This window comes from Mesobacillus boroniphilus, from assembly GCF_018424685.1.
GTDB lineage: Bacteria > Bacillota > Bacilli > Bacillales > Cytobacillaceae > Mesobacillus > Mesobacillus boroniphilus_A.
Genome location: NZ_QTKX01000001.1, coordinates 2,536,733 through 2,559,927, shown reverse-complemented (window position 1 = coordinate 2,559,927; position 23,195 = coordinate 2,536,733). Strand labels below are relative to the sequence as shown.

15 protein-coding genes, 21 tRNA genes and 2 rRNA genes are annotated in these 23,195 nt (G+C 44.8%); 35 read left to right on the top strand and 3 right to left on the bottom strand.

Translation table 11 applies throughout. The annotated features are described in order from the left end of the window. The 28 genes from DYI25_RS13095 to DYI25_RS12960 form a co-directional block, all read left to right on the top strand. Positions 1-125: ribosomal RNA gene (locus tag DYI25_RS13095) — 23S ribosomal RNA — on the top strand; the annotation flags it as partial. A 143-nt stretch (positions 126-268) separates the two neighbouring features. Next, positions 269-384 (top strand): 5S ribosomal RNA (gene rrf / locus DYI25_RS13090). A gap of 10 nt (positions 385-394) precedes the next feature. Beyond that, positions 395-470, top strand: a tRNA-Val gene (locus tag DYI25_RS13085). A gap of 38 nt (positions 471-508) precedes the next feature. Then, a tRNA-Thr gene (locus tag DYI25_RS13080) sits at positions 509-581 on the top strand. 10 nt (positions 582-591) lie between these two features. Next, positions 592-667: transfer RNA gene (locus tag DYI25_RS13075), tRNA-Lys, on the top strand. A gap of 40 nt (positions 668-707) precedes the next feature. Beyond that, positions 708-792: transfer RNA gene (locus tag DYI25_RS13070), tRNA-Leu, on the top strand. 23 nt (positions 793-815) lie between these two features. After that, positions 816-890: transfer RNA gene (locus tag DYI25_RS13065), tRNA-Gly, on the top strand. Between the two features lie 10 nt (positions 891-900). Continuing rightward, positions 901-989, top strand: a tRNA-Leu gene (locus DYI25_RS13060). 26 nt (positions 990-1,015) lie between these two features. After that, positions 1,016-1,092: transfer RNA gene (locus tag DYI25_RS13055), tRNA-Arg, on the top strand. Positions 1,093-1,109: 17 nt separating this feature from the next. Then, positions 1,110-1,186, top strand: a tRNA-Pro gene (locus tag DYI25_RS13050). A 17-nt stretch (positions 1,187-1,203) separates the two neighbouring features. Beyond that, a tRNA-Ala gene (locus DYI25_RS13045) sits at positions 1,204-1,279 on the top strand. A gap of 21 nt (positions 1,280-1,300) precedes the next feature. Beyond that, a tRNA-Met gene (locus tag DYI25_RS13040) sits at positions 1,301-1,377 on the top strand. A gap of 39 nt (positions 1,378-1,416) precedes the next feature. Continuing rightward, positions 1,417-1,493, top strand: a tRNA-Ile gene (locus DYI25_RS13035). 16 nt (positions 1,494-1,509) lie between these two features. After that, a tRNA-Ser gene (locus DYI25_RS13030) sits at positions 1,510-1,602 on the top strand. 162 nt (positions 1,603-1,764) lie between these two features. Next, positions 1,765-1,838 (top strand) — tRNA-Met (locus tag DYI25_RS13025). A 3-nt stretch (positions 1,839-1,841) separates the two neighbouring features. Continuing rightward, positions 1,842-1,917 (top strand) — tRNA-Asp (locus DYI25_RS13020). Positions 1,918-2,026: 109 nt separating this feature from the next. After that, positions 2,027-2,099: transfer RNA gene (locus DYI25_RS13015), tRNA-Phe, on the top strand. 38 nt (positions 2,100-2,137) lie between these two features. Next, positions 2,138-2,213: transfer RNA gene (locus DYI25_RS13010), tRNA-His, on the top strand. A 6-nt stretch (positions 2,214-2,219) separates the two neighbouring features. Then, a tRNA-Gly gene (locus DYI25_RS13005) sits at positions 2,220-2,293 on the top strand. 3 nt (positions 2,294-2,296) lie between these two features. Then, positions 2,297-2,370: transfer RNA gene (locus DYI25_RS13000), tRNA-Ile, on the top strand. Between the two features lie 13 nt (positions 2,371-2,383). Then, a tRNA-Asn gene (locus DYI25_RS12995) sits at positions 2,384-2,458 on the top strand. A gap of 7 nt (positions 2,459-2,465) precedes the next feature. Continuing rightward, positions 2,466-2,556: transfer RNA gene (locus tag DYI25_RS12990), tRNA-Ser, on the top strand. A 3-nt stretch (positions 2,557-2,559) separates the two neighbouring features. Then, positions 2,560-2,631 (top strand) — tRNA-Glu (locus DYI25_RS12985). Between the two features lie 706 nt (positions 2,632-3,337). Further along, positions 3,338-5,296 carry a 1,4-alpha-glucan branching protein GlgB gene (gene glgB, locus DYI25_RS12980; protein ID WP_213369295.1) on the top strand — a complete coding sequence of 653 codons (1,959 nt, stop codon included), beginning with the start codon at positions 3,338-3,340 and terminating at the stop codon, positions 5,294-5,296. Continuing rightward, a complete protein-coding gene (locus tag DYI25_RS12975) occupies positions 5,214-6,362 on the top strand; it encodes a glucose-1-phosphate adenylyltransferase (protein ID WP_249745315.1) in 1,149 nt (382 codons plus the stop codon). Before glgB ends, DYI25_RS12975 begins: the two co-directional genes overlap by 83 nt. 22 nt (positions 6,363-6,384) lie before the next feature. Then, positions 6,385-7,413 (top strand): sugar phosphate nucleotidyltransferase, encoded by a 1,029-nt coding sequence (locus DYI25_RS12970; protein WP_213369293.1) that lies wholly within the window; start codon positions 6,385-6,387, stop codon positions 7,411-7,413. Continuing rightward, positions 7,410-8,861, top strand: coding sequence for a glycogen synthase GlgA (glgA, locus tag DYI25_RS12965; protein WP_213369291.1), 1,452 nt, complete (start codon positions 7,410-7,412; stop codon positions 8,859-8,861). Before DYI25_RS12970 ends, glgA begins: the two co-directional genes overlap by 4 nt. Further along, complete coding sequence (locus DYI25_RS12960) at positions 8,851-11,253, top strand: glycogen/starch/alpha-glucan phosphorylase (RefSeq protein ID WP_213369288.1); 2,403 nt, start codon at positions 8,851-8,853, stop codon at positions 11,251-11,253. The genes glgA and DYI25_RS12960 overlap by 11 nt, the downstream gene beginning before the upstream one ends. A 280-nt stretch (positions 11,254-11,533) precedes the next feature. Here the strand turns inward: DYI25_RS12960 and DYI25_RS12955 are convergent, their stop codons facing one another. Further along, a complete protein-coding gene (locus tag DYI25_RS12955) occupies positions 11,534-12,403 on the bottom strand; it encodes an EamA family transporter (RefSeq protein ID WP_213369286.1) in 870 nt (289 codons plus the stop codon). A gap of 143 nt (positions 12,404-12,546) precedes the next feature. Between DYI25_RS12955 and DYI25_RS12950 the strand changes: the two genes are divergently transcribed. After that, positions 12,547-13,440 (top strand): cupin domain-containing protein, encoded by an 894-nt coding sequence (locus tag DYI25_RS12950; protein WP_249745314.1) that lies wholly within the window; start codon positions 12,547-12,549, stop codon positions 13,438-13,440. 113 nt (positions 13,441-13,553) lie between these two features. Here the strand turns inward: DYI25_RS12950 and DYI25_RS12945 are convergent, their stop codons facing one another. Next, a complete protein-coding gene (locus DYI25_RS12945; RefSeq protein ID WP_249745313.1) occupies positions 13,554-14,321 on the bottom strand; it encodes a TraR/DksA C4-type zinc finger protein in 768 nt (255 codons plus the stop codon). Positions 14,322-14,427: 106 nt separating this feature from the next. Next, positions 14,428-15,360, bottom strand: a complete 933-nt coding sequence (locus tag DYI25_RS12940) for a 1,4-dihydroxy-2-naphthoate polyprenyltransferase (protein WP_213369284.1) — start codon at positions 15,358-15,360, stop codon at positions 14,428-14,430. Between the two features lie 328 nt (positions 15,361-15,688). On the opposite strand from DYI25_RS12940, the gene DYI25_RS12935 reads away from it, so the two are divergent. The 6 genes from DYI25_RS12935 (at position 15,689) to menC (ending at position 23,143) form a co-directional block, all read left to right on the top strand. Further along, a complete protein-coding gene (locus DYI25_RS12935; protein ID WP_213369282.1) occupies positions 15,689-17,095 on the top strand; it encodes an isochorismate synthase in 1,407 nt (468 codons plus the stop codon). Continuing rightward, positions 17,092-18,843, top strand: coding sequence for a 2-succinyl-5-enolpyruvyl-6-hydroxy-3-cyclohexene-1-carboxylic-acid synthase (menD, locus tag DYI25_RS12930; protein WP_213369280.1), 1,752 nt, complete (start codon positions 17,092-17,094; stop codon positions 18,841-18,843). The genes DYI25_RS12935 and menD overlap by 4 nt, the downstream gene beginning before the upstream one ends. Beyond that, positions 18,840-19,649, top strand: a complete 810-nt coding sequence (gene menH, locus DYI25_RS12925; RefSeq protein WP_213369278.1) for a 2-succinyl-6-hydroxy-2,4-cyclohexadiene-1-carboxylate synthase — start codon at positions 18,840-18,842, stop codon at positions 19,647-19,649. The genes menD and menH overlap by 4 nt, the downstream gene beginning before the upstream one ends. A 15-nt stretch (positions 19,650-19,664) precedes the next feature. Continuing rightward, positions 19,665-20,483, top strand: coding sequence for a 1,4-dihydroxy-2-naphthoyl-CoA synthase (gene menB, locus DYI25_RS12920; RefSeq protein ID WP_213369276.1), 819 nt, complete (start codon positions 19,665-19,667; stop codon positions 20,481-20,483). Between the two features lie 73 nt (positions 20,484-20,556). Further along, on the top strand, positions 20,557-22,047 hold the full coding sequence (locus DYI25_RS12915; RefSeq protein WP_213369274.1) for an o-succinylbenzoate--CoA ligase: 1,491 nt from the start codon (positions 20,557-20,559) through the stop codon (positions 22,045-22,047). Next, positions 22,037-23,143: an o-succinylbenzoate synthase gene (gene menC / locus DYI25_RS12910; RefSeq protein ID WP_213369272.1), complete on the top strand. Its 1,107-nt coding sequence runs from the start codon at positions 22,037-22,039 to the stop codon at positions 23,141-23,143. The genes DYI25_RS12915 and menC overlap by 11 nt, the downstream gene beginning before the upstream one ends. The last annotated feature ends 52 nt before the right edge of the window (positions 23,144-23,195 follow it).

Genomic DNA, 23,195 nt, shown 5'->3' with positions numbered 1-23,195 from the left:
AAGATGAGATTTCCCATAGCGCAAGCTAGTAAGAACCCTGAAAGATGATCAGGTTGATAGGTCAGAGGTGGAAGCGCGGTGACGTGTGGAGCTGACTGATACTAATCGTTCGAGGACTTAACCAAATTAGATTACTCATTTCTTCTTATTCTTCTTACACATTATCTAGTTTTGAGGGAATAAAGATTTTTCGAAGTGAAATTTCTTTTAAAATTTCTCTTGCAAAATAACTTAAAGTCAGTATAATAGATATTGTCTTTAAAAAATGTCTGGTGACGATAGCGAGAAGGTCACACCCGTTCCCATACCGAACACGGAAGTTAAGCTTCTCAGCGCCGATGGTAGTTGGGGGTTTCCCCCTGTGAGAGTAGGACGTCGCCGGGCAGTTTCAAATGGAGGATTAGCTCAGCTGGGAGAGCATCTGCCTTACAAGCAGAGGGTCGGCGGTTCGATCCCGTCATCCTCCACCAAGATTTTTTTGCACAGTAAAAATAATCTTCATTAACATGCCGGTGTAGCTCAATTGGTAGAGCAACTGACTTGTAATCAGTAGGTTGGGGGTTCAAGTCCTCTTGCCGGCACCTTTTGTACGAGCCATTAGCTCAGTCGGTAGAGCATCTGACTTTTAATCAGAGGGTCGAAGGTTCGAGTCCTTCATGGCTCACCATTGTTTTTTTACGAAAGTAAAATAACATTGAATCAAATATGCGGGTGTGGCGGAATTGGCAGACGCACCAGACTTAGGATCTGGCGCCGCAAGGCGTGGGGGTTCGACTCCCTTCACCCGCACCATTTTTCAAAAAAACATAAAGTTTGCGGAAGTAGTTCAGTGGTAGAATACAACCTTGCCAAGGTTGGGGTCGCGGGTTCGAATCCCGTCTTCCGCTCCATAGTTCTTAAGCCGGGGTGGCGGAACTGGCAGACGCACAGGACTTAAAATCCTGCGGTAGGTGACTACCGTACCGGTTCGATTCCGGTCCTCGGCACCACCAAGTTAGCTAAAATACTAAATAATGCGCCCGTAGCTCAATTGGATAGAGCGTCTGACTACGGATCAGAAGGTTATGGGTTCGACTCCTTTCGGGCGCGCCATTATATTTTCTCTTTATCGGGGAGTAGCTCAGCTTGGTAGAGCACTTGGTTTGGGACCAAGGGGTCGCAGGTTCGAATCCTGTCTTCCCGACCATGCTACTTATATTATATGGGGCCTTAGCTCAGCTGGGAGAGCGCCTGCCTTGCACGCAGGAGGTCAGCGGTTCGATCCCGCTAGGCTCCACCATAAAACTTTAAATAATAATTTGGCGGTGTAGCTCAGCTGGCTAGAGCGTACGGTTCATACCCGTAAGGTCGGGGGTTCGATCCCCTCCGCCGCTACCAAATTTAATCTGGTTGAACCTATTCAATCTAGGATATCCTGGACCTTTAGCTCAGCTGGTTAGAGCAGACGGCTCATAACCGTCCGGTCGTAGGTTCGAGTCCTACAAGGTCCACCATTGCTTATTTTTACACGGAGGTATACCCAAGTCTGGCTGAAGGGATCGGTCTTGAAAACCGACAGGCGGGTAACACCGCGCGGGGGTTCGAATCCCTCTACCTCCTCCATTATTTTATTGAATATTATCGTCGCGGGGTGGAGCAACAAGCGTTACTTCACTGAATATGCTGCGAGTTGTACCGATCGAGTTGCTTCTTGAATAAGCTACCTGAGATCGGGACAGTCCATGCTCACTAAGAGCATAAACAAAATAGTGTGATTTATATCGTCGCGGGGTGGAGCAGTCCGGTAGCTCGTCGGGCTCATAACCCGAAGGTCGCAGGTTCAAATCCTGCCCCCGCAATCTGGTCCCGTGGTGTAGCGGTTAACATGCCTGCCTGTCACGCAGGAGATCGCCGGTTCGATCCCGGTCGGGACCGCCATTTTTATAATTGCCAGCAGCTCAGTCGGTAGAGCAAGTTGCTCACATCTCCGAATAAGCTTCTAGCAAAGGACCTAAACCTATTGGGATTTAGGAAGCAATATTATAGTGGCTCAGTAGCTCAGTCGGTAGAGCAAAGGACTGAAAATCCTTGTGTCGGCGGTTCGATTCCGTCCTGAGCCACCTTATTTAATTTCAATTAATATGCATTTATAGATATGGCGATTGTGGCGAAGTGGTTAACGCACCTGATTGTGGTTCAGGCATTCGTGGGTTCGATTCCCATCAGTCGCCCCATTTTTTGCGGGTGTAGTTTAGTGGTAAAACCTCAGCCTTCCAAGCTGATGATGAGAGTTCGATTCTCTTCACCCGCTCCATAAGGGCCTATAGCTCAGCTGGTTAGAGCGCACGCCTGATAAGCGTGAGGTCGGTGGTTCGAGTCCACTTAGGCCCATTTTTTATATTATTCCGCAGTAGCTCAGTGGTAGAGCACTCGGCTGTTAACCGAGCGGTCGTAGGTTCGAATCCTACCTGCGGAGCCATTTTTATGGGGAAGTACTCAAGAGGCTGAAGAGGCGCCCCTGCTAAGGGTGTAGGTCGGGTAACCGGCGCGAGGGTTCAAATCCCTCCTTCTCCGCCACAAGGCCCCTTGGTCAAGCGGTTAAGACACCGCCCTTTCACGGCGGTAACACGGGTTCGAATCCCGTAGGGGTCATAAGGAAAACTGTTAGCATTCGTGCTAACAGTTTTTTTTTATTTAAGGATAACAAATCAGGATCAATAGCGTTGCCAGGTAGGTACTAGTTAACTTATAAAAATACTTCTGCTTCCCCAGCGTCGCCCCTGATTCCCAGTGAGTTAGTCAAAGCGCGACTTCGAAGACAGAACTCCAAGAGCTGGTGCATGTTAATAATTCTGATAGGTAGGAAAAGAATAGATTCTTTCTTAGTGGATGTTCCCGTAATGTGGCAGGGAAATAGATTACGGAAACATAATTCACGGTTGTATCAAAAATTCCGGAATCCGGTTGAAAAACTCTCTCTCAGCCTTAGTGTCCCTCCCTCAATAACTCTAACCTCTCACTCAAAACAAAAAGCAAGTTATACTTCAAAAATTTTATGAAAACGCTATCATTCCAAAAATGTTTTTCCGCTAATTTTCTCTATCAATCCTTATAAAATCAACGCAACCTTCCCCAAAAATATTATTCTATTTCAATTTTCGTTCTCCAAAATTCGCGCAATTGGAAGATTTAGTACATTGAAGCGCTGCCATTTAGATAGAATTGTCGAATACCGAAATTTGGTGAGAATTATTGTCGAAATATTAAAAAAATGTTTACAAGGAATTTTGGATGAAAACTAGAATACTACTGAAAAAGGGAGTTTTCATAAGTTTTGCAGAAGGCAGGTGGAAGGATCTTGGTGATTAATCCTACAGAGTTTGAATTGCATTTGTTCCATGAAGGCAATCTGTTTCAAAGCTACAATTTATTTGGAGCACATGTCATTAAAAATGGAACTGAAACATATACTCGATTTTGTGTGTGGGCTCCAAAGGCGACTCAGGTAAGGTTAGCAGGTGATTTAAATAATTGGGATGGGAATGGCTATGAGTTTCATAAAGTCAATCAGGAGGGAGTCTGGCAGCTCGCTCTAGAGGGTGATTTGACCGGTACCATTTATAAATATGAGATTGTGACTGCGTCGGGTGAGCACAGGCTCAAATCTGACCCTTATGCGTTTTTCTCCGAATTAAGGCCAAACACGGCTTCGATTGTCTATTCAATGGACGGTTACAAATGGAATGATCAGAAGTGGCTGCAAAAGCGTGAAAAGCGGACTACCCTCGGGGAGCCGATGTTCATATATGAGCTTCATGTGGGTTCCTGGAAGAAGCATGAGGATGGTTCTTTTCTTACATACCGTGAGCTTGTTGATGAGTTGATCCCATATATTGCTGAGCACGGATACACACATATTGAATTATTGCCTCTAACTGAGCATCCGCTCGACATCTCATGGGGCTATCAATCTACTGGTTATTTTTCCGTTACGAGTCGTTATGGACCGCCTCATGATTTCATGTATTTCGTTGATATGTGTCATCAAAATGGCATTGGGGTCATCCTTGATTGGATTCCGGGGCATTTTTGCAAGGATGCTCATGGGTTGTACCAGTTCGATGGCAGCTATGTATTTGAATATCAGCGGGAGAATGATCGTGAAAACCATGTTTGGGGCACAGCCAATTTCGACTTGGGAAAAACGGAGGTGCAGAGCTTTCTGATTTCGAGTGCGCTTTTCTGGTTGGAGAAATACCATATTGACGGCTTCAGGGTTGATGCTGTGGCTAATATCATCTACTGGCCGAATTCGATCCAGGCAGCGAACCAATTTGGAGTGGATTTTTTAAAGAAACTGAACAAAGCGGTCAAGGAGTATGAACCGGGAGCATTGATGATTGCGGAGGATTCGACTGACTGGCCGCAGGTGACGGCTCCTGTGGAGTATGGCGGTCTTGGTTTTACATACAAGTGGAACATGGGATGGATGAATGACACCTTGAAGTATATGGAGGAAGAATCCCATAACAGGAAGCATATACATGATAAAGTCACCTTTTCGCTGCTATATGCATTTTCAGAGAATTTTGTCCTGCCCTTTTCGCACGATGAGGTCGTTCACGGGAAGAAATCGCTTCTTGATAAGATGCCGGGCGATTACTGGCAAAAGTTCGCACAGCTTAGACTATTGCTTGGGTTCATGGCAGCACATCCGGGCAAGAAACTGACTTTCATGGGGACCGAATTTGGACAGTTTTCGGAATGGAAGGACAAAGAACAGCTTGACTGGAATCTCCTCGATTATGAAATGCATGAAAAGATGAACCATTATAATAAGGAACTAATCAAATTGTATAAGCGGTCTAAGCCGCTGTATGAGGTCGATCAAAGCTATGAAGGCTTTGAGTGGATCGATGCTGATAACCGGGACCAGTCGATTTTTTCTTTTATCCGGAAAGGGAAGAATCCTGAAGAACTTCTGGTCATAGTTTGCAATTTTACAGAAAAAATATATAGCGATTATCGAATCGGTGTCCCAAAGAATGGCGAATATCGGGAAATTTTGAACAGTGATGCTACAGACTTTGGCGGTTCAGGAGTTATAAATAAAAAAGTTTTGAAAGCGGAAGAAATAGCCTTTCATGGAAGGCCATATTCTATAGAGATGAGTATTTCTCCATTCGGAATCTCAGTCTTACGTCCTGTTATAAAAAGAAAGGGGAGAAACAATCATGCAAAAGAAGAAATGCGTAGCAATGCTGTTGGCAGGAGGAAAAGGAAGCCGGCTGCACTCACTGACGAAGAATCTCGCTAAGCCAGCTGTCCCTTTTGGCGGCAAATACCGGATCATCGATTTCCCGTTAAGCAACTGCACGAACTCAGGAATCCATACTGTGGGCGTATTGACACAATATCAGCCACTTTTGCTTAATTCTTATATTGGCATTGGCAGTGCATGGGACCTCGACAGGAAGGATGGCGGTGTCACTGTGTTACCGCCTTATGCGGAGAGTTCTGAAGTAAAATGGTATTCTGGTACGGCAAGTGCGATTTTCCAGAATCTGAATTATCTTGATCAGTATAATCCGGAGTACGTCCTTATTCTCTCAGGTGACCATATTTATAAAATGAATTATGAATTGATGCTAGAACATCATATTGAGAAAGGTGCCGATGTGACAATCTCGGTCATTGAAGTTCCATGGGAAGAGACAAATCGCTTTGGCATCATGAATACGGATGCTGAACTTAGGGTCACTGAATTTGAGGAAAAACCGGATGTAGCGAAAAATAATCTGGCTTCGATGGGAATTTATATTTTTAAATGGAGTGTTTTAAGGGAATATCTGATAAGGGATGATCAGAATCCTGATTCCAGCCATGATTTCGGAAAGGATATCATTCCTCTGTTAATCGAAGAAAATATGAAATTATTTGCTTATCCTTTTAAAGGCTACTGGAAGGATGTAGGGACAGTACAAAGCCTTTGGGAAGCGAATATGGATTTATTGGATAAAGATTGTGAGTTGAACCTGTTTGATCAGTCGTGGCGGATTTATTCCGTCAATCCCAATCAGCCGCCGCAATATATTTGCCCAGAAGGAGAAGTAACAGAGTCGCTGGTCAATGAGGGCTGCAAGATCGAAGGGGAGGTTTCCAGAACGGTCGTTTTTCAGGGAGTGACTGTGAAAAAGGGAGCTGTTGTAAAGGAAACTGTTATCATGCCGGATGCCGTTATTGGCCACAACTGTGTAATTGAAAAGGCGATTGTTTCCCCTGGAGTATATGTACCGGATGGAACAATCATAAAGCCAGGCGAGAGCGAGAACGACATCACATTAGTATCGGAAGAAACAATCGGTGAATTGCAATCCAATTGAACCGATTCGGGAGGAAAAAGAAATGAACAAACAATTATTAGGAGTAATAGATGCAACAACCGTTCACGATGATCTCCAGGAACTGTCCATTCACCGGTCGGTGGCAGCGATTCCTTTTGGCGGAAGATACAGGCTGATTGATTTTATCCTTTCCAATATGGTCAACTCAGGTATACAGAGTGTGGCTATTTTTCCTAAATTTCAATACAGGTCGCTGATGGACCATTTAGGGTCAGGCAGGAACTGGGACCTTAATCGAAAAAGGGATGGACTATTCTTCTTCCCTGCGCCTAATCTTGATAAACATTATACGGGAATCGGCACGCTGGACCACTTTGCTGACAACATTGACTTCTTTGAACGGAGTACCCAGGAGTATGCGCTGATTGCGAATTCCTATACGGTTTTCAATATGGATTTCCAGCCGCTGCTTGATTGGCATATCAAATCCGGCTGCGACATCACCGAGGTGCAAAAAGAAGGAAAATCAATGGGCATATACCTCGTGAAAAAGTCGTTGTTGATGGACTTGGTTATGACGCGCAATGAAACCGGCTACTCGAATATGAGGGATGTCGTGACCGATATAGATAGCCAGTTCCATCTCTGCTATTACAATTTTGAGGGATACGCCGCTATGGTTGATACGATTGAAAACTATTTCAGGACCAGCATGGATTTGCTGAAGCCTGAGGTCTGGAAACAGCTATTCCTGAAAGAGCGGCCTATCCTGACAAAAGTAAAGGATGAACCTCCAACCAGATATGATGCCGAGGCATCTGTCCGTAACTCGATGGTTGCCAATGGCGGGATGATTGAGGGTACGGTTGAAAACAGCATCATCGCCAGGGGAGTGAAAATTGGCAAGGGTACAGTCGTACGCAATTGCATCATCATGCAAAAAACGCAAATCAAGGAGAATTGTATCTTGGATTCAGTCATTGTTGATAAGGATGCAAGAATTGAAGCAGGAACAGTGATCACAGCGCCAGCAGAATCACCGGCTGTCATCCGGAAGGGTTCGGTCCAGGGAGTGGGGAGCGGATCGTGAAGGTTTTATTTGCTGTATCGGAATGTGTTCCGTTCATCAAGTCAGGGGGACTGGCGGATGTAGCGGGATCGCTTCCGAAGGAATTGAAAAAACTCGGGGCGGATGTCAGGGTCATTTTGCCGAAGTATGGCTTGATTCCTGAAAAATTCAGCTCAGAAATGAAGAAAGTGAAAGAGTATAATGTGCAATTAGGCTGGCGTTCACAATATTGCGGCATTGAGACTCTGGAGTATGACGGTGTTACTTTCTATTTTGTTGATAATGAGTATTACTTCAAGCGCGATCGTCTTTATGGGCATTATGATGATGGGGAGCGGTTCGCGTTTTTTAATAGAGCGGTCCTTGAATTTATAGCAGAGATCGAATTTTACCCTGATGTCATTCATTGTCATGATTGGCACACGGGAATGATACCATTTTTACTCAGGACAGAGTACTATAAGCGGCCTGGATTCGGATTGATTAGATCCGTGTTCACGATTCATAATCTGCAGTTCCAGGGAATCTTCCCACCAGAAGTATTGGGTGACCTACTGCAGATTGACAGCCAGTATTTCAATGAAGAGCAGCTGGAGTTTTTCGGGAACACCAATTTCATGAAGGGTGCATTGATTGCTGCTGACCATATCACTACTGTCAGTCCTACCTACAAGGAGGAAATCCAGACAGAATTTTATGGTGAAAAGCTCGATGGCATTCTGCGGAAAAGAAGCGAGGACCTATCCGGGATTCTGAATGGTATTGACCACGATCTTTATGATCCAGAAAAGTATCCTGGATTGGTTGCCACTTTCGGAGTGGGCTCACTTGAAAGAAGAGGCGAAAACAAGCTTCAAGTTCAGCGTGATTTCGGTTTGCCAGAAAACGAGAATATTCCTGTTGTGGCAATGATTACGCGGCTGACGAAGCAGAAGGGTCTTGATTTGGTCAGGGGAGTCTTCCATGAAATCATGGCGACCGGATTGCAGCTCGTCGTTCTTGGCACAGGAGACCCTGAGTTTGAGCGATTTTTCAGGGAAATGTCTGCGGAATATCCTGAGCAGTGTGGCGTATACATTGGCTTTGATGAAAATTTGGCTCATCAAGTCTACGCAGGCTCCGATTTATTCCTGATGCCATCCAAGTTCGAACCATGCGGGCTAAGTCAGATGATCGCGATGCGCTATGGCTCTATTCCTGTTGTAAGAGAAACAGGCGGCCTGAACGATACCGTACAGCCTTACAATGAATTTAACGGTGAGGGAAACGGATTTTCCTTTGCAAACTTTAATGCGCATGACATGCTATTTACAATTGAACGGGCGCTGTCTTTTTACCATGAGCGCGAAAAATGGCTTAAGCTGGCGAAAAATGCTATGGAGACAGACTACAGTTGGGCACAGTCTGCCAAACAATACAAAGAATTGTATTCCAATCTCATCTCAAGGAGTGAATCGCATGTTTTCTAATGTTCCCCAATTTAAAACGGCTTTCTTGAAAAAACTCGAGATGATGTTTGGAACCAGCTTTGAAGAAAGCACGAGCCGGGAGCAGTTCCAGACTCTCGGGCATATGATCAGGGAGCATGTGAGTTCTGATTGGATTAAAACTAACGAATTATATCGTGCTGGCGCGAAGAAGCAGGTTTATTACTTGTCAATCGAGTTCCTGCTGGGCCGGCTGCTGAGGCATAACCTGATTAATTTAGGAGTGGAAAAAGTGGTCTGTGAAGGGCTCAGGGAGCTGGGCATCGAGCTGGATCAGTTAGAAGAAATCGAGGCGGATGCCGGGCTTGGCAATGGCGGTCTCGGCCGCCTTGCTGCCTGCTTCCTTGATTCCCTCGCTTCTCTTGATTTGCCAGGACACGGCTGTGGAATCCGCTATAAACATGGACTGTTTGAGCAGAAGATTGTCGATGGTTACCAGGTTGAACTGCCTGAGCAATGGCTCAGGCACGGTCATGTCTGGGAGATTCGAAAAGCAGATGACGCAGTGGAGATTCCGTTCTGGGGTGAAATCGAAAGCAGAATGGAAAATGGCAGGCTTGTTTTCAGGCATCTGAACGCCGAGACAATCATGGCTGTACCATATGATCTGCCTGTCATCGGCTATGAGACTCAGACTGTCAACACGTTAAGGCTATGGAATGCCGAGCCATCGAGATTCCCGGCAAACGCAGATATTTTTAAATATAAGAAGGATACCGAATCAGTTTCCGAATTTTTATATCCGGATGACACACATGATGAAGGGAAGATCCTTCGGCTCAAGCAACAATATTTCCTTGTTTCGTCAAGCTTGAAGGCGATCGTGAATTCTTTTAAAAAGAAGAATAAGAGTTTGCTAGAGTTCCATGATTATGTAAGTATCCATATTAATGACACGCACCCTGCAATTGCCGTTCCTGAGCTGATGAGGATATTGATGGATGAGGAGGGCCTCGGCTGGGACGATGCCTGGCATATAACTGTCCAGACGCTTTCCTATACGAACCATACGACACTGGCTGAGGCGCTGGAGAGGTGGCCGATCCGGATTTTCAAGCCGCTGCTTCCACGCATTTTCATGATAGTTGAGGAAATCAATGAGCGCTTCTGCAAGCAGGTATGGGAGCAGTATCCTGGCGACTGGGGCAGGGTTGAAAGCATGGCGATCATCGCCCATGACGAGGTGCGAATGGCGCCGCTCGCCATTGTCGGCAGCCACAGCGTCAATGGAGTTGCACAGCTTCATACGGAAATCTTGAAAAATCGGGAAATGAACCTGTTTTATCAGTTTTATCCCGAGCGGTTCAATAATAAGACAAATGGGATCACCCACCGCCGCTGGCTGCTGAAAGCGAATCCTGGCCTGTCCGGATTGATTACGGAGGCTATTGGAACTGACTGGGTTTCGTCCCCTCAAAAATTGGAGGATTTAATACGGTTCAAGGATGACTCCGTTTTTCTCGAAAAATTGCATGGAATTAAGCAGGCAAACAAGGAGCGTCTGGCAAAGCGGATTTTGGATAAAACGGGAATTCAAGTTGATACGGAATCAATTTTTGACGTCCAGGTAAAAAGGCTTCATGCCTATAAGCGACAGCTGTTGAATGTACTGCACATCATGCATCTGTATAATGCCTTGAAAGAGGATCCTGAAGCACTGCTATATCCGCGCACATTTATCTTCGGGGCAAAAGCATCTCCAGGTTATTATTTTGCCAAGAAGGTCATCAAGCTGATTAATAGTGTTGCAGAAAAAGTAAACAATGATCCTGCCACTAATGGGAAGCTGAAGGTTGTTTTCCTTGAGAACTACCGCGTCTCCCTGGCTGAGGAAATTTTTCCGGCTGCGGATATCAGTGAACAAATCTCAACCGCAAGCAAAGAGGCTTCCGGCACCGGGAATATGAAGTTCATGATGAACGGGGCTTTGACACTTGGGACGTTGGATGGCGCCAATGTCGAAATTACCGATTTGGTCGGCAGGGAAAATATCTTTTTATTCGGATTGACTGCAGAGGAAGTGCAAGATTACCAGAACAATGGCGGATATCATTCGCTCGAATATTATCACCATGATGAACGGATCCGGGAAGTGGTGGACCAGCTGATCAATGGATTCTTCCCCGATACAGAAAACCACTTTAATGAAATATACGATACCTTGCTCGGCCATAACGACCAGTATTTCGTTTTGAGGGACTTTGCATCCTATGCAGAGGCACATCAGGAGGTCAGCAGGAATTATTTAGATCGAAACGCTTGGCTGCAAAAGAGCCTGGTCAATATCGCGAAGTCAGGTTATTTCTCCAGTGACAGGACCATTATGGAATATGCGTACCAAATCTGGAAGGTACAATCTGCTTTGAAAGTTTAAGATGCAAGAGGCCAAATCGTGGTACGATTTGGCCTTTTTGCTATGGCGTTGGAATGAGAACGTGAACTTGTGAGGGGCAAGGAAGATGGTTTTATTTGCACGAATGTGGTTCGTAGAAGCTAAAAGGGAACATAGAAAGGTTCTATAAGCCCAAATGAAGTCATGGAAGTTAAAAAAGACGCATAGTAAGCCCAAAGGGGCCATTGAACATCAATAAGGTAAAATAGGAGAGCTTATATACACTTGAAAAAGGTATGGATGCTGGACCAGCAACTCCTCTCTATAAAATCAACAACGCTGTTCCAATTGTGATCAGTATGGCACCAGCAACGGTGGATTTTGTTGGTTTTTCTTTTAGAATGATGAAGCTCAGAATCATCGTCAATACAACACTGAATTTATCAATCGGATTTACGATGCTCACTTTCCCGATTGCGAGTGCTGCAAAATAACATAACCAAGAGAAACCAGTTGCGGCGCCGGAAAGGATTAGGAATATGTAGGATTTCCTGGAGATTTTCTTGAGTTCCTTCACAGTTCCCTGGAAAAAAACTATGCTCCACGCAAAAATGATAATCACGACTGTACGGATGAAGGTGGCCACATTGGGATCAACATTCTCAATTCCGATTTTCGCAAGGATATTGGTCAGGGCAGCGAATACTGCTGACATGATGGCGAGAAAAATATATGATTTGGTGTTAAGCACTCTTTTCCTCTGCTTTTTCTTCTTGTCTTTACCGATTAGAACAAAGGTGCCTAAAGAAATAATGATGCCGCCGGCTACTACTGGCATTGTTGCAGGCTCCCTTAGTACAACGAATGATAAGAGGATCGTCAACACGACACTTGCCTTGTCAATCGGGACTACTTTGGATACATCCCCAATTTGAATTGCTTTAAAAAAGGCAAGCCACGATAGACCCGTAGTCAATCCAGAAAGAACCAGGAAAATGAATGATTTCGTTGACACTGCTGTTATGCTTCCGGTTTGCCCGGTGATCACCACCATTAGGTAGGCCATGATCACGACCACGATCGTCCTGACGGCAGTTGCCAAGTTGGAATCGACATCCTCGATTCCGATTTTGGCGAGAATGGCGGTGAAGGAAGCAAATAGGGCGGCCAATAAAGCTAAAATGATACTCATCGTTTATCTCCATTTCTAATAAGTTACTTTTAGTTTGGAAATCTGCAGCGGGAATATTCCTTGTCCAAAAATAGAACAATGTACGTTTGCTGGTTACTGGGCATACGATAGGTTGATAAAAACCTGTGAAGGGAATGAGCTAATTGTATAACGTTCCAACCTATTCCTATCCATATTATGTTGATTCCTCGGCATATAGCCCAAACGTAATGGCAAGATCCAGTCATAATAGCCATCAGCAAGTACTTGGAGCGCTGCTTGCTGGAATAAAAGGGGAAGCTTCAGCAGTTGATTTTTACAGTCGCCTGGCAAAATCTGCACCAAACCGGAGGCATAAGAAAGCTATACAGCAGGCTTTGGAGGATAAGCAAATTCATTTAAGGCAATTTACAGATTTGTTTGTCACTCTTACTGGCCAAAATCCACAGTACCATTTTGATCAGGTTGACTTCCAATCTTATCGAGAAGGTTTGCAAAAGGCTTATGAAACAGAAGTAGAGGATTACCATGCATATCGAAACAGTTATTTACTTACCCAAAACCTGCCGGTGGGCAATGTATTTTTCCGTGCTTTTGCTGATGAATTAGAGCATGCAATAAGGTTAGAATGTCTACGGGAAGAGACGGGTAGCCGATTGCAGGACTATGGAAAAGAACCGTTTACGATCAATATTGAAGAAGCGAGCTTGCAAAACGAGACATTCCGCACTGCCTTATGGACGGGCAGCAACCTACAGGTGACTGTCATGAGCATCGATGTTGGTGATGACATTGGCCTGGAAGTCCACGAAACCGGCGACCAATTTATCCGTGTAGAAGAAGGAGAAGCGCTCGTACAAATGGGGGACACCCAGGATAACCTGGATTTTGAGACTAGAGTGTCTGACGACTATGCGATAATGATTCCTGAAGGAAAATGGCATAATGTAACCAATATAGGCGATACAAAGCTGAAAGTATATGTTATTTATGCACCACCTGAGCATCCATTCGGTACTGTCCACGAAACGAAAGCAGATGCGATGGCTGCTGAGTAAATAATAGTGAAAAAGATTGGAGATAAACTTCTCCAATCTTTTTTGAAATTCCAAAGGGTTACAAAACTCCCACTGTGGATATAGATGTCCACTTATGAACTGAGGCTGTTTTCTTATTCATTTTTCTTATTGTTATCATCTACATAACTGTCTCCCTCTTTATAAGGGATGTCCCCAAGCTCGGACTCGATGCCAGCTTCGTCCAGCATTTCTTCGTATTCCTCTTCGGTATCACTTTGGAATATTTGTCGGTCATCACCTTCAATGTCAGTAGCGCTGAAGGATTCGTAGTCTTCTGTGAATCCTTTTTCTTTTTCATTATCAATATAGAGCTTATTATAGTCTTCATGATCACCGATAAAATCCGAAGGTGTTTCAGATGTGCCAAACTCGGCTACATCATCAAAGCTGTTCCTGTTGTCGGCCATTTCTTCGTTTTGCCTGCGGTCGAAATCGGCTTCATGGGTGTAATCAAGAACATCTTCTTCAGCTGGACGGTCATTTGATAGATTCTGTTCATTTGAGTGCTCGACGCAATATAAAGTATATGGTACTGCTTCAAGCCGCTCAAAAGGAATCTCTTTCCCACATTCCGCACAATTTCCGTATGTGCCATCCTCGATTGCCTTCAGGGCACTGTCGACCTTTTCAATCTGGTCGTCATGATGCTCGTACATCGCCAGATTTTTGCTGCGTTCAAACAGTTCAGTTCCGCTGTCAGCTGGATGGTTATCGTAGGAAGACAGTTCTCCTGTAGCTTCACGCTGGCTGCCCTCCAGATAACCTTCCTCTTCATTGCTATCTATTTGTGAAATAAGCGTTTCTTTTTCATCTATAACCATTTGCTTCAATCTGTTAAGCTGGTCATTTGTCAACATCATTACACATCCTTAGTTTTGATTCGTGTCATACGTACTAAATACCCGCTCGTGATTTTAAGAAACATAGAAAAAGCTTCCGCCAAAGGCAGAAGCTTCTCAAGTATACTTATATTAGGCTGATGAAAATGCCTACTGATAAAAGTAAGCCGAAAATTGTGTTGGTCTTTGCTGTGGCGGCCATAGCAGGCATCATTTGTAATGGATTTGATTTTCCGATGAAGCCTTTCGTTGCTTTTACAGCCTTAGGAATGCTGAGAGCGACAATCGCCAGCCAAGGTGAAACAACACCTGCAATGATTAAGCCGATTACCCAAGAGTAAGAGACAATGAACATACCTGCAAGCAGCCTGATGGCGCCTTTTCTTCCAAGCAGAATCGCCAATGTTTTCCGGCCAAATTCCTTGTCACCATCGAGATCACGAATATTATTCGCAAGCAGGATCGCACCTACAAGTAAAAAGCTAGGAAAAGAAACAAGTACACTAGTCGAGGTAACAGTGCCAGTCTGGATGTAGAAGGAAATAAGGATGATTAGAACACCCATGAAAAATCCTGCGACAAGCTCCCCGAAAGGTGTGTAGGCAATTGGCAATGGACCGCCTGTATAAAGATAACCTGCAGCCAGGGAAACAACACCGACAGCAGCGACCCACCAGCTGGTACTCATGCAAATATATACGCCAAGAAGGACTGAAATTCCATAAAGGCTAAAGGCCAGGTTCAAAACGGTTTTAGGCTTTATGCCATGTCGAACGATCGCTCCGCCGATCCCAACGGAATTTTCATTATCTAGTCCACGTTTAAAATCATAATATTCATTGAACATATTCGTTGCTGCCTGAATTAACAGACTTGCTATTAACATCGCGAGGAACATTCCCCAATGGATTCCACCGCTGTATTCTATCGCTAAAGCAGTCCCTAAAAGGACAGGGGCAAATGCGGCAGTCAAAGTGTGCGGCCGTGTAAGCTGCCACCAGACCCTCCAGTCTGCGCCATTGACTGCTGGTGAAGAACTAGGCTGTAGCTGTGGTTGCATAACTAATTCTCTCCCTTATATCATTCTATCAAACCTTAATATTTTATCTAAAAGAACTAAAATTGTCAAAAAGACCTTTAACATATAGGCTAAATTACTTTACAATTATTAGTGTAGATATTCACATATACACTGTCAATTAGTATTTTCACGTATAATGAGGATGTATTTTCCAGATTGTCTCAGCTGTTTGCGTGCAATATATAATAAGGATGTTAACAGGTTAAGAAAGCCCGCCATTATTGACATCGTGGTGTATGAGGTGTATCTTAAAATAAGCTTTAAAACGTGTGATAACAGATGAGAGGCTGTTATTGGGGGGATATTTTTGGTTGCCATTCAGGAAACGGAACTTAGACAGGGAATTCTTGATGCGATTGAGCGGGCCAAAGGGCAATCTCAGTCGATTTTGGTCAGCGAGGTCCATAAAATAGATCGTATAGATCCTTTTTATTTTTTTGCTTCAGGCAGGGAAAATTTTTTTGGAGAACGCTTTTACTGGAAGGATCCTGAAGGGGAACACTTCCTATCTGGATTGGGTATATGCGGGCAAATACAGTCGGATCAGGGAGCTGACCGCTTTTTTCATGTTGAAAAAGAGTGGAAGCGCTTCATGGATACAGCACTGGTTTTTAATAAATACAATGTAAATGGAACAGGACCTTCTATGTTTGGCGGTTTTACATTTGATCCACTGAAGAAAAAGACAGGCTTATGGTCAAAATTCTCCGAGGCTCTTTTCCACATTCCGAAATATATGCTGACTATTGTCAAGGGAGAGGCGTACTTTACAACCAATGTAGTCTGCACTCAGCATGACGATATGTCCCTGTTTGATAAAGTCACAAGGGAGAGGGAAGCGGTTCTTTCGAAGGCTGGACAGAAACCAGCACTTGCCAGGCTTGGTCTGAAGGATATTATTGAAATTGATCCCGAGGCATGGAAGCAGACAGTCACTGACGTTGTAGACGGTTTTGAAAATAGTGAACTGAAAAAAGTAGTCCTTGCGAGGGAGCTTCGTCTTCACTTTACAGATGAAGTCCAGTCAGAAAGTGTCCTGGCGAATCTACTTGAGAATCAGCAAGAAAGCTTTACATTTGCCTTTGAATCCAATGGTGACTGCTTTATCGGAGCTTCTCCTGAACGGTTGGTCAAGAAGGAAGGATCAAGCCTATTTTCAGCCTGCTTGGCAGGTTCGATCGCCAGGGGCAGCACTCCTGAAGAAGATGAAAAACTCGGTGAGGAACTATTAACAGACCAGAAAAACTTGATAGAGCATCAATATGTGGTGGATATGATAAGGGGAGCGATGGAAGAAACCTGTGATGAGGTGCTTCTTCCGGAACAGCCTACTTTGATGAAAATGAGATATATCCAGCATTTGTATACGCCTGTAATTGGCAAGAACAGGGAAGGTACATCACTTCTTCATTTAGTGAACAGACTTCATCCGACTCCTGCATTGGGCGGATTGCCGAAGCAGGAAGCAATCGAGAAAATCAGGGAAATCGAACAGCTCGATAGAGGCCTTTATGCAGCACCTGTTGGCTGGATGGATTATCAGGGAAATGGTGAATTTGCCGTAGCGATCCGCTCAGGACTGATTCAGGGAAATGAGGCTTCGTTATTTGCCGGATGTGGAATTGTGGCAGATTCAAATGCCGAAAGCGAATATAAAGAGACTAGCATCAAGTTCAGGCCGATGCTTACAGCACTTGGAGGAAAGATCACATGAGCCACCAGGAAGGTTTAACAGCATATATCGCAGCATTCGTTGCGGAACTATCCAAAACAGGAGTAAAGGATGTTGTCATCAGTCCTGGTTCGAGGTCAACGCCAATGGCACTGGTTATGGCTGAGCACCCAGACCTGCGCATCCATATACAGGTCGATGAGAGATCCGCTTCATTCTTCGCCCTTGGAATTGCGAAGGCCACGGGGAAGCCTGTCGCTTTGCTTTGTACGTCCGGAACAGCTGCTGCGAACTATTATCCAGCGGTGATTGAAGCCAGTATTTCAAGGATTCCGCTGATTGTCCTGACAGCAGATCGGCCGCACGAATTGCGTGACGTCGGCGCGCCGCAGGCGATTGACCAGATTCATCTATACGGCAAGAACGTAAAATGGTTTGTCGAAATGGCACCGCCGGAAAAAACGGAGGATATGATCCGCTATGCCCGGACTGTTTGTGGCAGAGCAGCCGCTACTGCCTCAAGCTATCCTCAGGGACCTGTTCATTTGAACTTCCCATTCAGGGAACCGTTAATCCCTCTAATGGATGAAAGCATGTTCGAACTGCCTGAGCGCGTCGGCGGTTATGTGGAAATCGATACAGGTCGCCTCAGTTTATCAGATCAAACGTTTGCGGCAATCAGTGAGGATATCGCTTCATATACGAAGGGGATTATTGTCTGCGGACAACTCGACAACAGCGAATTCACAGATGAAGTCACGGCCCTTGCTGACAAATTACAATTCCCGATCATCGCTGATCCACTGTCACAATTGCGCAGCGGAGAACATGATGGTCATCACATCATTGATGCCTACGATGCGTTCTTGCGGAATGAAGCTGCGAAGGAATCATTAAAGCCCGACGTAATCATAAGATTTGGAGCAATGCCAATCTCGAAAGCATTGACTATTTTTATAAAAGAAAACAGGACTGCCCGTCAATTCGTGGTTGACAGCGGGGCAGGCTGGCGTGAGCCTACGATGTCAGCATCCGATATGTTATATTGCGATGAAGCTCTGTTCTGTAAAAAAATTGGTGAGGTAGCTGCACCAGCAGGCAAGTCTGACTATCTGAATAAGTGGCTCACCGTAAATGAACTAGCCAAAGAACAATTATCTGCTATTTCTCAGGTTGAAGAGTTAAGTGAAGGGAAACTATTCCAGCAGCTTACTGAAATGCTTCCGGAAGGCTCAACATTGTTTGTCGGCAACAGCATGCCAATCCGGGACCTTGATTCGTTCTTCCTATTAAATAAGAAGAAAATCAAGGTCATGGCAAACAGGGGAGCCAATGGAATTGATGGCATAGTCTCTACTGCACTTGGTGTTGCAAGCGTGTCCCAGCCTTGTTACCTAGTGCTTGGCGATCTTACATTCTACCATGACTTGAACGGGTTATTAGCTTCAAAATTATATAATATCGATATCAATATTTTACTAATCAACAATAATGGCGGCGGAATCTTCTCGTTCCTTCCTCAGGCAAAAGAACCGAAGCATTTTGAAAAGCTTTTCGGTACACCTTTGGACCTGGATTTCAGCCATGTTGTCGAAATGTACAACGGGAAATATGATCTAGTCAAAGATTGGGAGCATTTTTCAGAGACTTTTACCCAAAACCAGAAGGTGGGCGGCTTAAAAGTGATGGAATTAAGGACTTCCAGGGATTCCAACCTGAAGGAACATCGAGATTTGTGGAAATCTGTTTCCCGGGAAATAACTTATATGCTAAAAGGTGACACGAAATGAAAACCATGATCAACGGCGTACGATATCATGTCGAGCAGTGCGGTGAAGGTTTTCCTTTGGTGTTGCTTCATGGTTTTACTGGAGCGGCTTCTACATGGAAGCCGTTTTGTCCGATATGGGGAAGGCACTCAAAGCTTTTGATGGTCGACCTGATCGGGCATGGACAGACTGAATCGCCAGGCGATATGGGGCGATATGATTTGAAAAAAGCCGCAAATGACTTGAAAGTGCTCATGGACAAACTCGGCATTGAGCGGACGGATATGCTTGGATACTCAATGGGTGGCCGGACAGCCATCACGTTTGCGAGTTTATATCCTGAGAGAATCAGAAAGCTGATTCTTGAGAGCACTACACCTGGACTTGAAAATCAAGTCGATAGGGATTCGCGTGTTGAACAGGATCATAAATTGGCAGCAAGAATTGAAACCGAGGGTCTGGAAGAGTTCATCGATTACTGGGAGTCAATACCGCTTTTTCAATCACAGCTGAATCTTCCAAAAGAAATAAGGGAACAAATAAGGAGTCAAAGGCTTAGGAATAACCCTGCCGGACTGGCAAACAGTCTTAGGGGCATGGGAACAGGTGCCCAGCCTTCATGGTGGGACAAGCTTACGGACTTCGAGTTCGAGACGCTTTTGATTACAGGTGGGCTGGATAAAAAATTCTGTGAAATTGCCGATGACATGGCTTCAAAGCTTCCAAATGCAAAACATTTGTCGATAATTGATTGTGGCCATGCAATTCATGTGGAAGAACGTGAAAAATTTGGTACAATAGTAAGTGAGTTTTTGTCGAATACATAATAGGAGGTTGTCTTGATGACAGTTGAATGGGTTTCAGAACGCAAGTATGAAGATATTCTGTATGAAACATATAATGGCATTGCCAGAATCACCATTAACCGCCCGGAAGTGCGTAACGCTTTCCGTCCTAAAACGGTTATGGAATTGATTGACGCATTTGCTTACGCACGCGATGATGCCAGTGTTGGAGTAATCGTCCTGACTGGTGCTGGAGACGATGCATTCTGCTCAGGCGGAGACCAGAAAGTGCGCGGACATGGCGGATACGTTGGTGAAGACGAAATTCCTCGCTTGAATGTCCTTGACCTTCAGCGTTTGATCCGTGTAATTCCTAAACCAGTAATCGCTCAGGTAAAAGGTTATGCAATCGGTGGCGGACATGTACTTCATGTGGTCTGCGACTTGACAATTGCAGCTGATAACGCGATCTTCGGCCAGACTGGACCGAAAGTCGGAAGCTTTGATGCTGGTTACGGTTCAGGCTACCTGGCAAGAATCGTTGGACATAAAAAGGCTCGCGAAATCTGGTTCCTATGCCGTCAGTACAATGCCCAGGAAGCTTTGGACATGGGTCTTGTCAACACAGTTGTACCTCTTGATCAGGTTGAAGAGGAGACACTCAAGTGGTGTGAAGAAATCCTTGAAAAGAGCCCTACAGCACTTCGTTTCTTGAAAGCTGCCATGAATGCTGACACTGATGGACTTGCTGGACTTCAGCAGATGGCTGGAGACGCAACTTTGCTGTACTACACAACAGAAGAAGCGAAAGAAGGCCGCGACGCGTTCAAAGAAAAGCGCAAGCCAGACTTTGGACAGTTCCCAAGGTTCCCTTGATTTTATAATTTTGTCGACAGCTTGGTGGATATTCCATCAAGCTGTTTTAGTATACAGAGAAGAGGTGAGGTCATTGACTGAAACCATGCCAAATTGGCTGAAAAAGAGGGCGGACCTGTCTCCAAATCGTGAAGCACTGATATTCGAGGGGCATACATATACGTTTTTAGAAGTTTTTGAAAAAGCAAGTTCATACGTCGGCAAGATTGGAACCCTTGGGTTAGGGAAGGGGAAAACGGCCGCGGTACTGTTTTCCAATCAGGCGGAATCCGTGTTCATTTTATACGCTTTGCAGATGGCTGGAATCAAGGCTGTGATTTTAAACAATCGACTAACATCCGAAGAACTGTCATGGCAACTGGGTGATAGTGATGCTGATGTGCTGGTATATGAGTCACGTTTTGATGACAAAGTGTCTTCGATAAGCTCAGAAGTAAACTTCATCAGTACAGACAAGCTGAAGCAGCTAGAGGATGGAGACTCTGTATTTCTCGAAGAATACGATATGGACGATGTAACGACGATCATGTATACATCAGGTACAACCGGCAATCCGAAGGGAGTCATGCAAACATATGGCAACCATTGGTGGAGCGCAAATGCGTCGGCGCTCAATCTTGGCTTGCATGATTACGATAAATGGCTTTGCACTGTGCCGATCTTCCATATTAGCGGCTACTCCATTTTGATGAGGAGCCAAATATACGGAATGCCAGTTATACTCCATTCAACTTTTGAGGAAAAAAAGGTAGTTGAGGATATTCGGAAATATCAAGTTACGGTGATGTCTGTAGTCAGCACGATGCTGAGTAGAGTCCTGGTCGAACTAGGAACAAGAAAATTGCCGGACTCCTTCCGCTGCATGCTGCTGGGCGGAGGGCCTGCGCCTCTGCCTTTGCTAGAATCTTGTATTGATAAAGGAATTCCTGTGTTCCAGACATATGGTATGACAGAAACTTCTTCACAATTTGCGACCTTGTCACCGGAGTACAGTATTGAACGCCTTGGTTCTGCTGGTAAAGCTTTATTTCCTAACTTGATCCGGATTGTTGATTCAGATGGGCAAGATGTTCCACTTGGAGCCGAGGGAGAGATCTTGGTCAAAGGTCCAAATGTGACGTATGGCTATTTGAACCGTCCAGATGTGACTGCTGATAAAATTCGAAATAAATGGCTTCACACGGGCGATATCGGCTATTTGGACAGTGAAGGCTTCCTTTATGTCCTTGATCGCCGCTCAGATTTAATCATTTCAGGAGGCGAAAATATCTATCCAGCGGAAATTGAAGGTGTACTGCTTTCATATCCAGGTGTTGCCGATGCGGGAGTGATTGGTGCACCAGATGAAAAATGGCAACAGGTGCCCGTGGCTTTTATTGTGAAAAGCGATTCAGGCGTTTCCGAAGAGGCATTGCTGGCTCTTTGTGAAGAGAAACTCGCAAAATACAAGCTTCCGAAAAAATTCTACTTTGTAGAAAGCCTGCCAAGGAATGCCGCGAAGAAATTATTAAGACGCAAACTGCGAGAGTGGCTCGAAGCGGAGGGTGATGGAAATGGACATTAAAGCCGTTAAACTATCAATCGTCAAAATGCCATTGAAACTTCCATTCACTACCCATTTAGGCTCAGTGACAGAGAGAGAAGCGATTATCGTCGAGGTAGAAGACCGCAATGGTTTTATTGGCTATGGAGAAGGTGTTGCCTTTTCATCTCCATGGTACACCGAGGAGACCGTCAACACTTCATACCATGTGCTGAAAGATTTTTTGATTCCTCTTTTAAATAAAAAAGGGATAAATCATCCTGATGAAGCCTACCTTTTATTCAGCACAGTTCGAAGAAATCATATGGCAAAGGCAGCGCTAGAAACGGCATTATGGGATTTGCAGGCTAAGATAGAAAGTCTCCCATTATCGAAGCTGATTGGTGGGACCATAGAAGCTATCCCTGCAGGTGTTGTTGTAGGCAATCCAGATCTTCCAGAGGCTCTGAAACAAATTGAAGGCTATCTGGAGCAAGGATTTCAACGGGTGAAAGTAAAAATCAGTCCGGAAGATGATTTTCAATATATCTCAGAAATTCGTAAGCAGTTTCCTGACCTTCCGTTGATGGCGGATGCCAACTCGGCATACTCTTTGGAGGATGTGGCCCGCTTAAAAGCACTCGATGAGTTCGGCCTGCTGATGATCGAGCAGCCGCTGGGATATGATGACATCATTGACCATGCCAAACTACAATCTCAAATAGAGACAGCTATATGCCTTGATGAAAGTATTGTCACTTTTGACGATGCAAGGAAAGCCGTCGAACTAGGCAGCTGTAAGGTCATCAATATTAAAATCGGCCGGGTCGGCGGAATGGGCGAAGCAAAGCGAATCCACGATTATTGTGTTTCTAAAGGAATTTCAGTCTGGGCAGGCGGGATGATTGAATTTGGAATTTCAAGAGCACACAATATCGCACTTGCATCGCTCCCAGGATTTACAATACCAGGCGATATCTCCGGTTCCGACCGCTATTGGGAAGAAGACATAATCGATCCGGAAATCACGGTCCATAATGGCATGATCAGAATACCAGAACGCCCAGGCATAGGTTATGAACTGAATAAAAAGCGCATGAAGGAAGTTACTGTTTTTGAGGAACGATTCGAATTTTAGATTGGAGAAGCACTGCTTAGGCAGTGCTTTTATTTTTAACATTGTAAGCGGA

Excerpts from the sequence above, each read along its gene's own strand:
- DYI25_RS12970 (WP_213369293.1), top strand. The coding sequence starts at position 6,385 with ATGAACAAACAATTATTAGGAGTAATAGATGCAACAACCGTTCACGAT.
- menC (WP_213369272.1), top strand. The coding sequence starts at position 22,037 with ATGGACATTAAAGCCGTTAAACTATCAATCGTCAAAATGCCATTGAAA.
- DYI25_RS12975 (WP_249745315.1), top strand. The coding sequence starts at position 5,214 with ATGCAAAAGAAGAAATGCGTAGCAATGCTGTTGGCAGGAGGAAAAGGA.
- menH (WP_213369278.1), top strand. The coding sequence starts at position 18,840 with ATGAAAACCATGATCAACGGCGTACGATATCATGTCGAGCAGTGCGGT.
- menD (WP_213369280.1), top strand. The coding sequence starts at position 17,092 with ATGAGCCACCAGGAAGGTTTAACAGCATATATCGCAGCATTCGTTGCG.
- menB (WP_213369276.1), top strand. The coding sequence starts at position 19,665 with ATGACAGTTGAATGGGTTTCAGAACGCAAGTATGAAGATATTCTGTAT.
- DYI25_RS12955 (WP_213369286.1), bottom strand. The coding sequence starts at position 12,403 with ATGAGTATCATTTTAGCTTTATTGGCCGCCCTATTTGCTTCCTTCACC.
- DYI25_RS12960 (WP_213369288.1), top strand. The coding sequence starts at position 8,851 with ATGTTTTCTAATGTTCCCCAATTTAAAACGGCTTTCTTGAAAAAACTC.
- DYI25_RS12945 (WP_249745313.1), bottom strand. The coding sequence starts at position 14,321 with ATGATGTTGACAAATGACCAGCTTAACAGATTGAAGCAAATGGTTATA.
- DYI25_RS12940 (WP_213369284.1), bottom strand. The coding sequence starts at position 15,360 with ATGCAACCACAGCTACAGCCTAGTTCTTCACCAGCAGTCAATGGCGCA.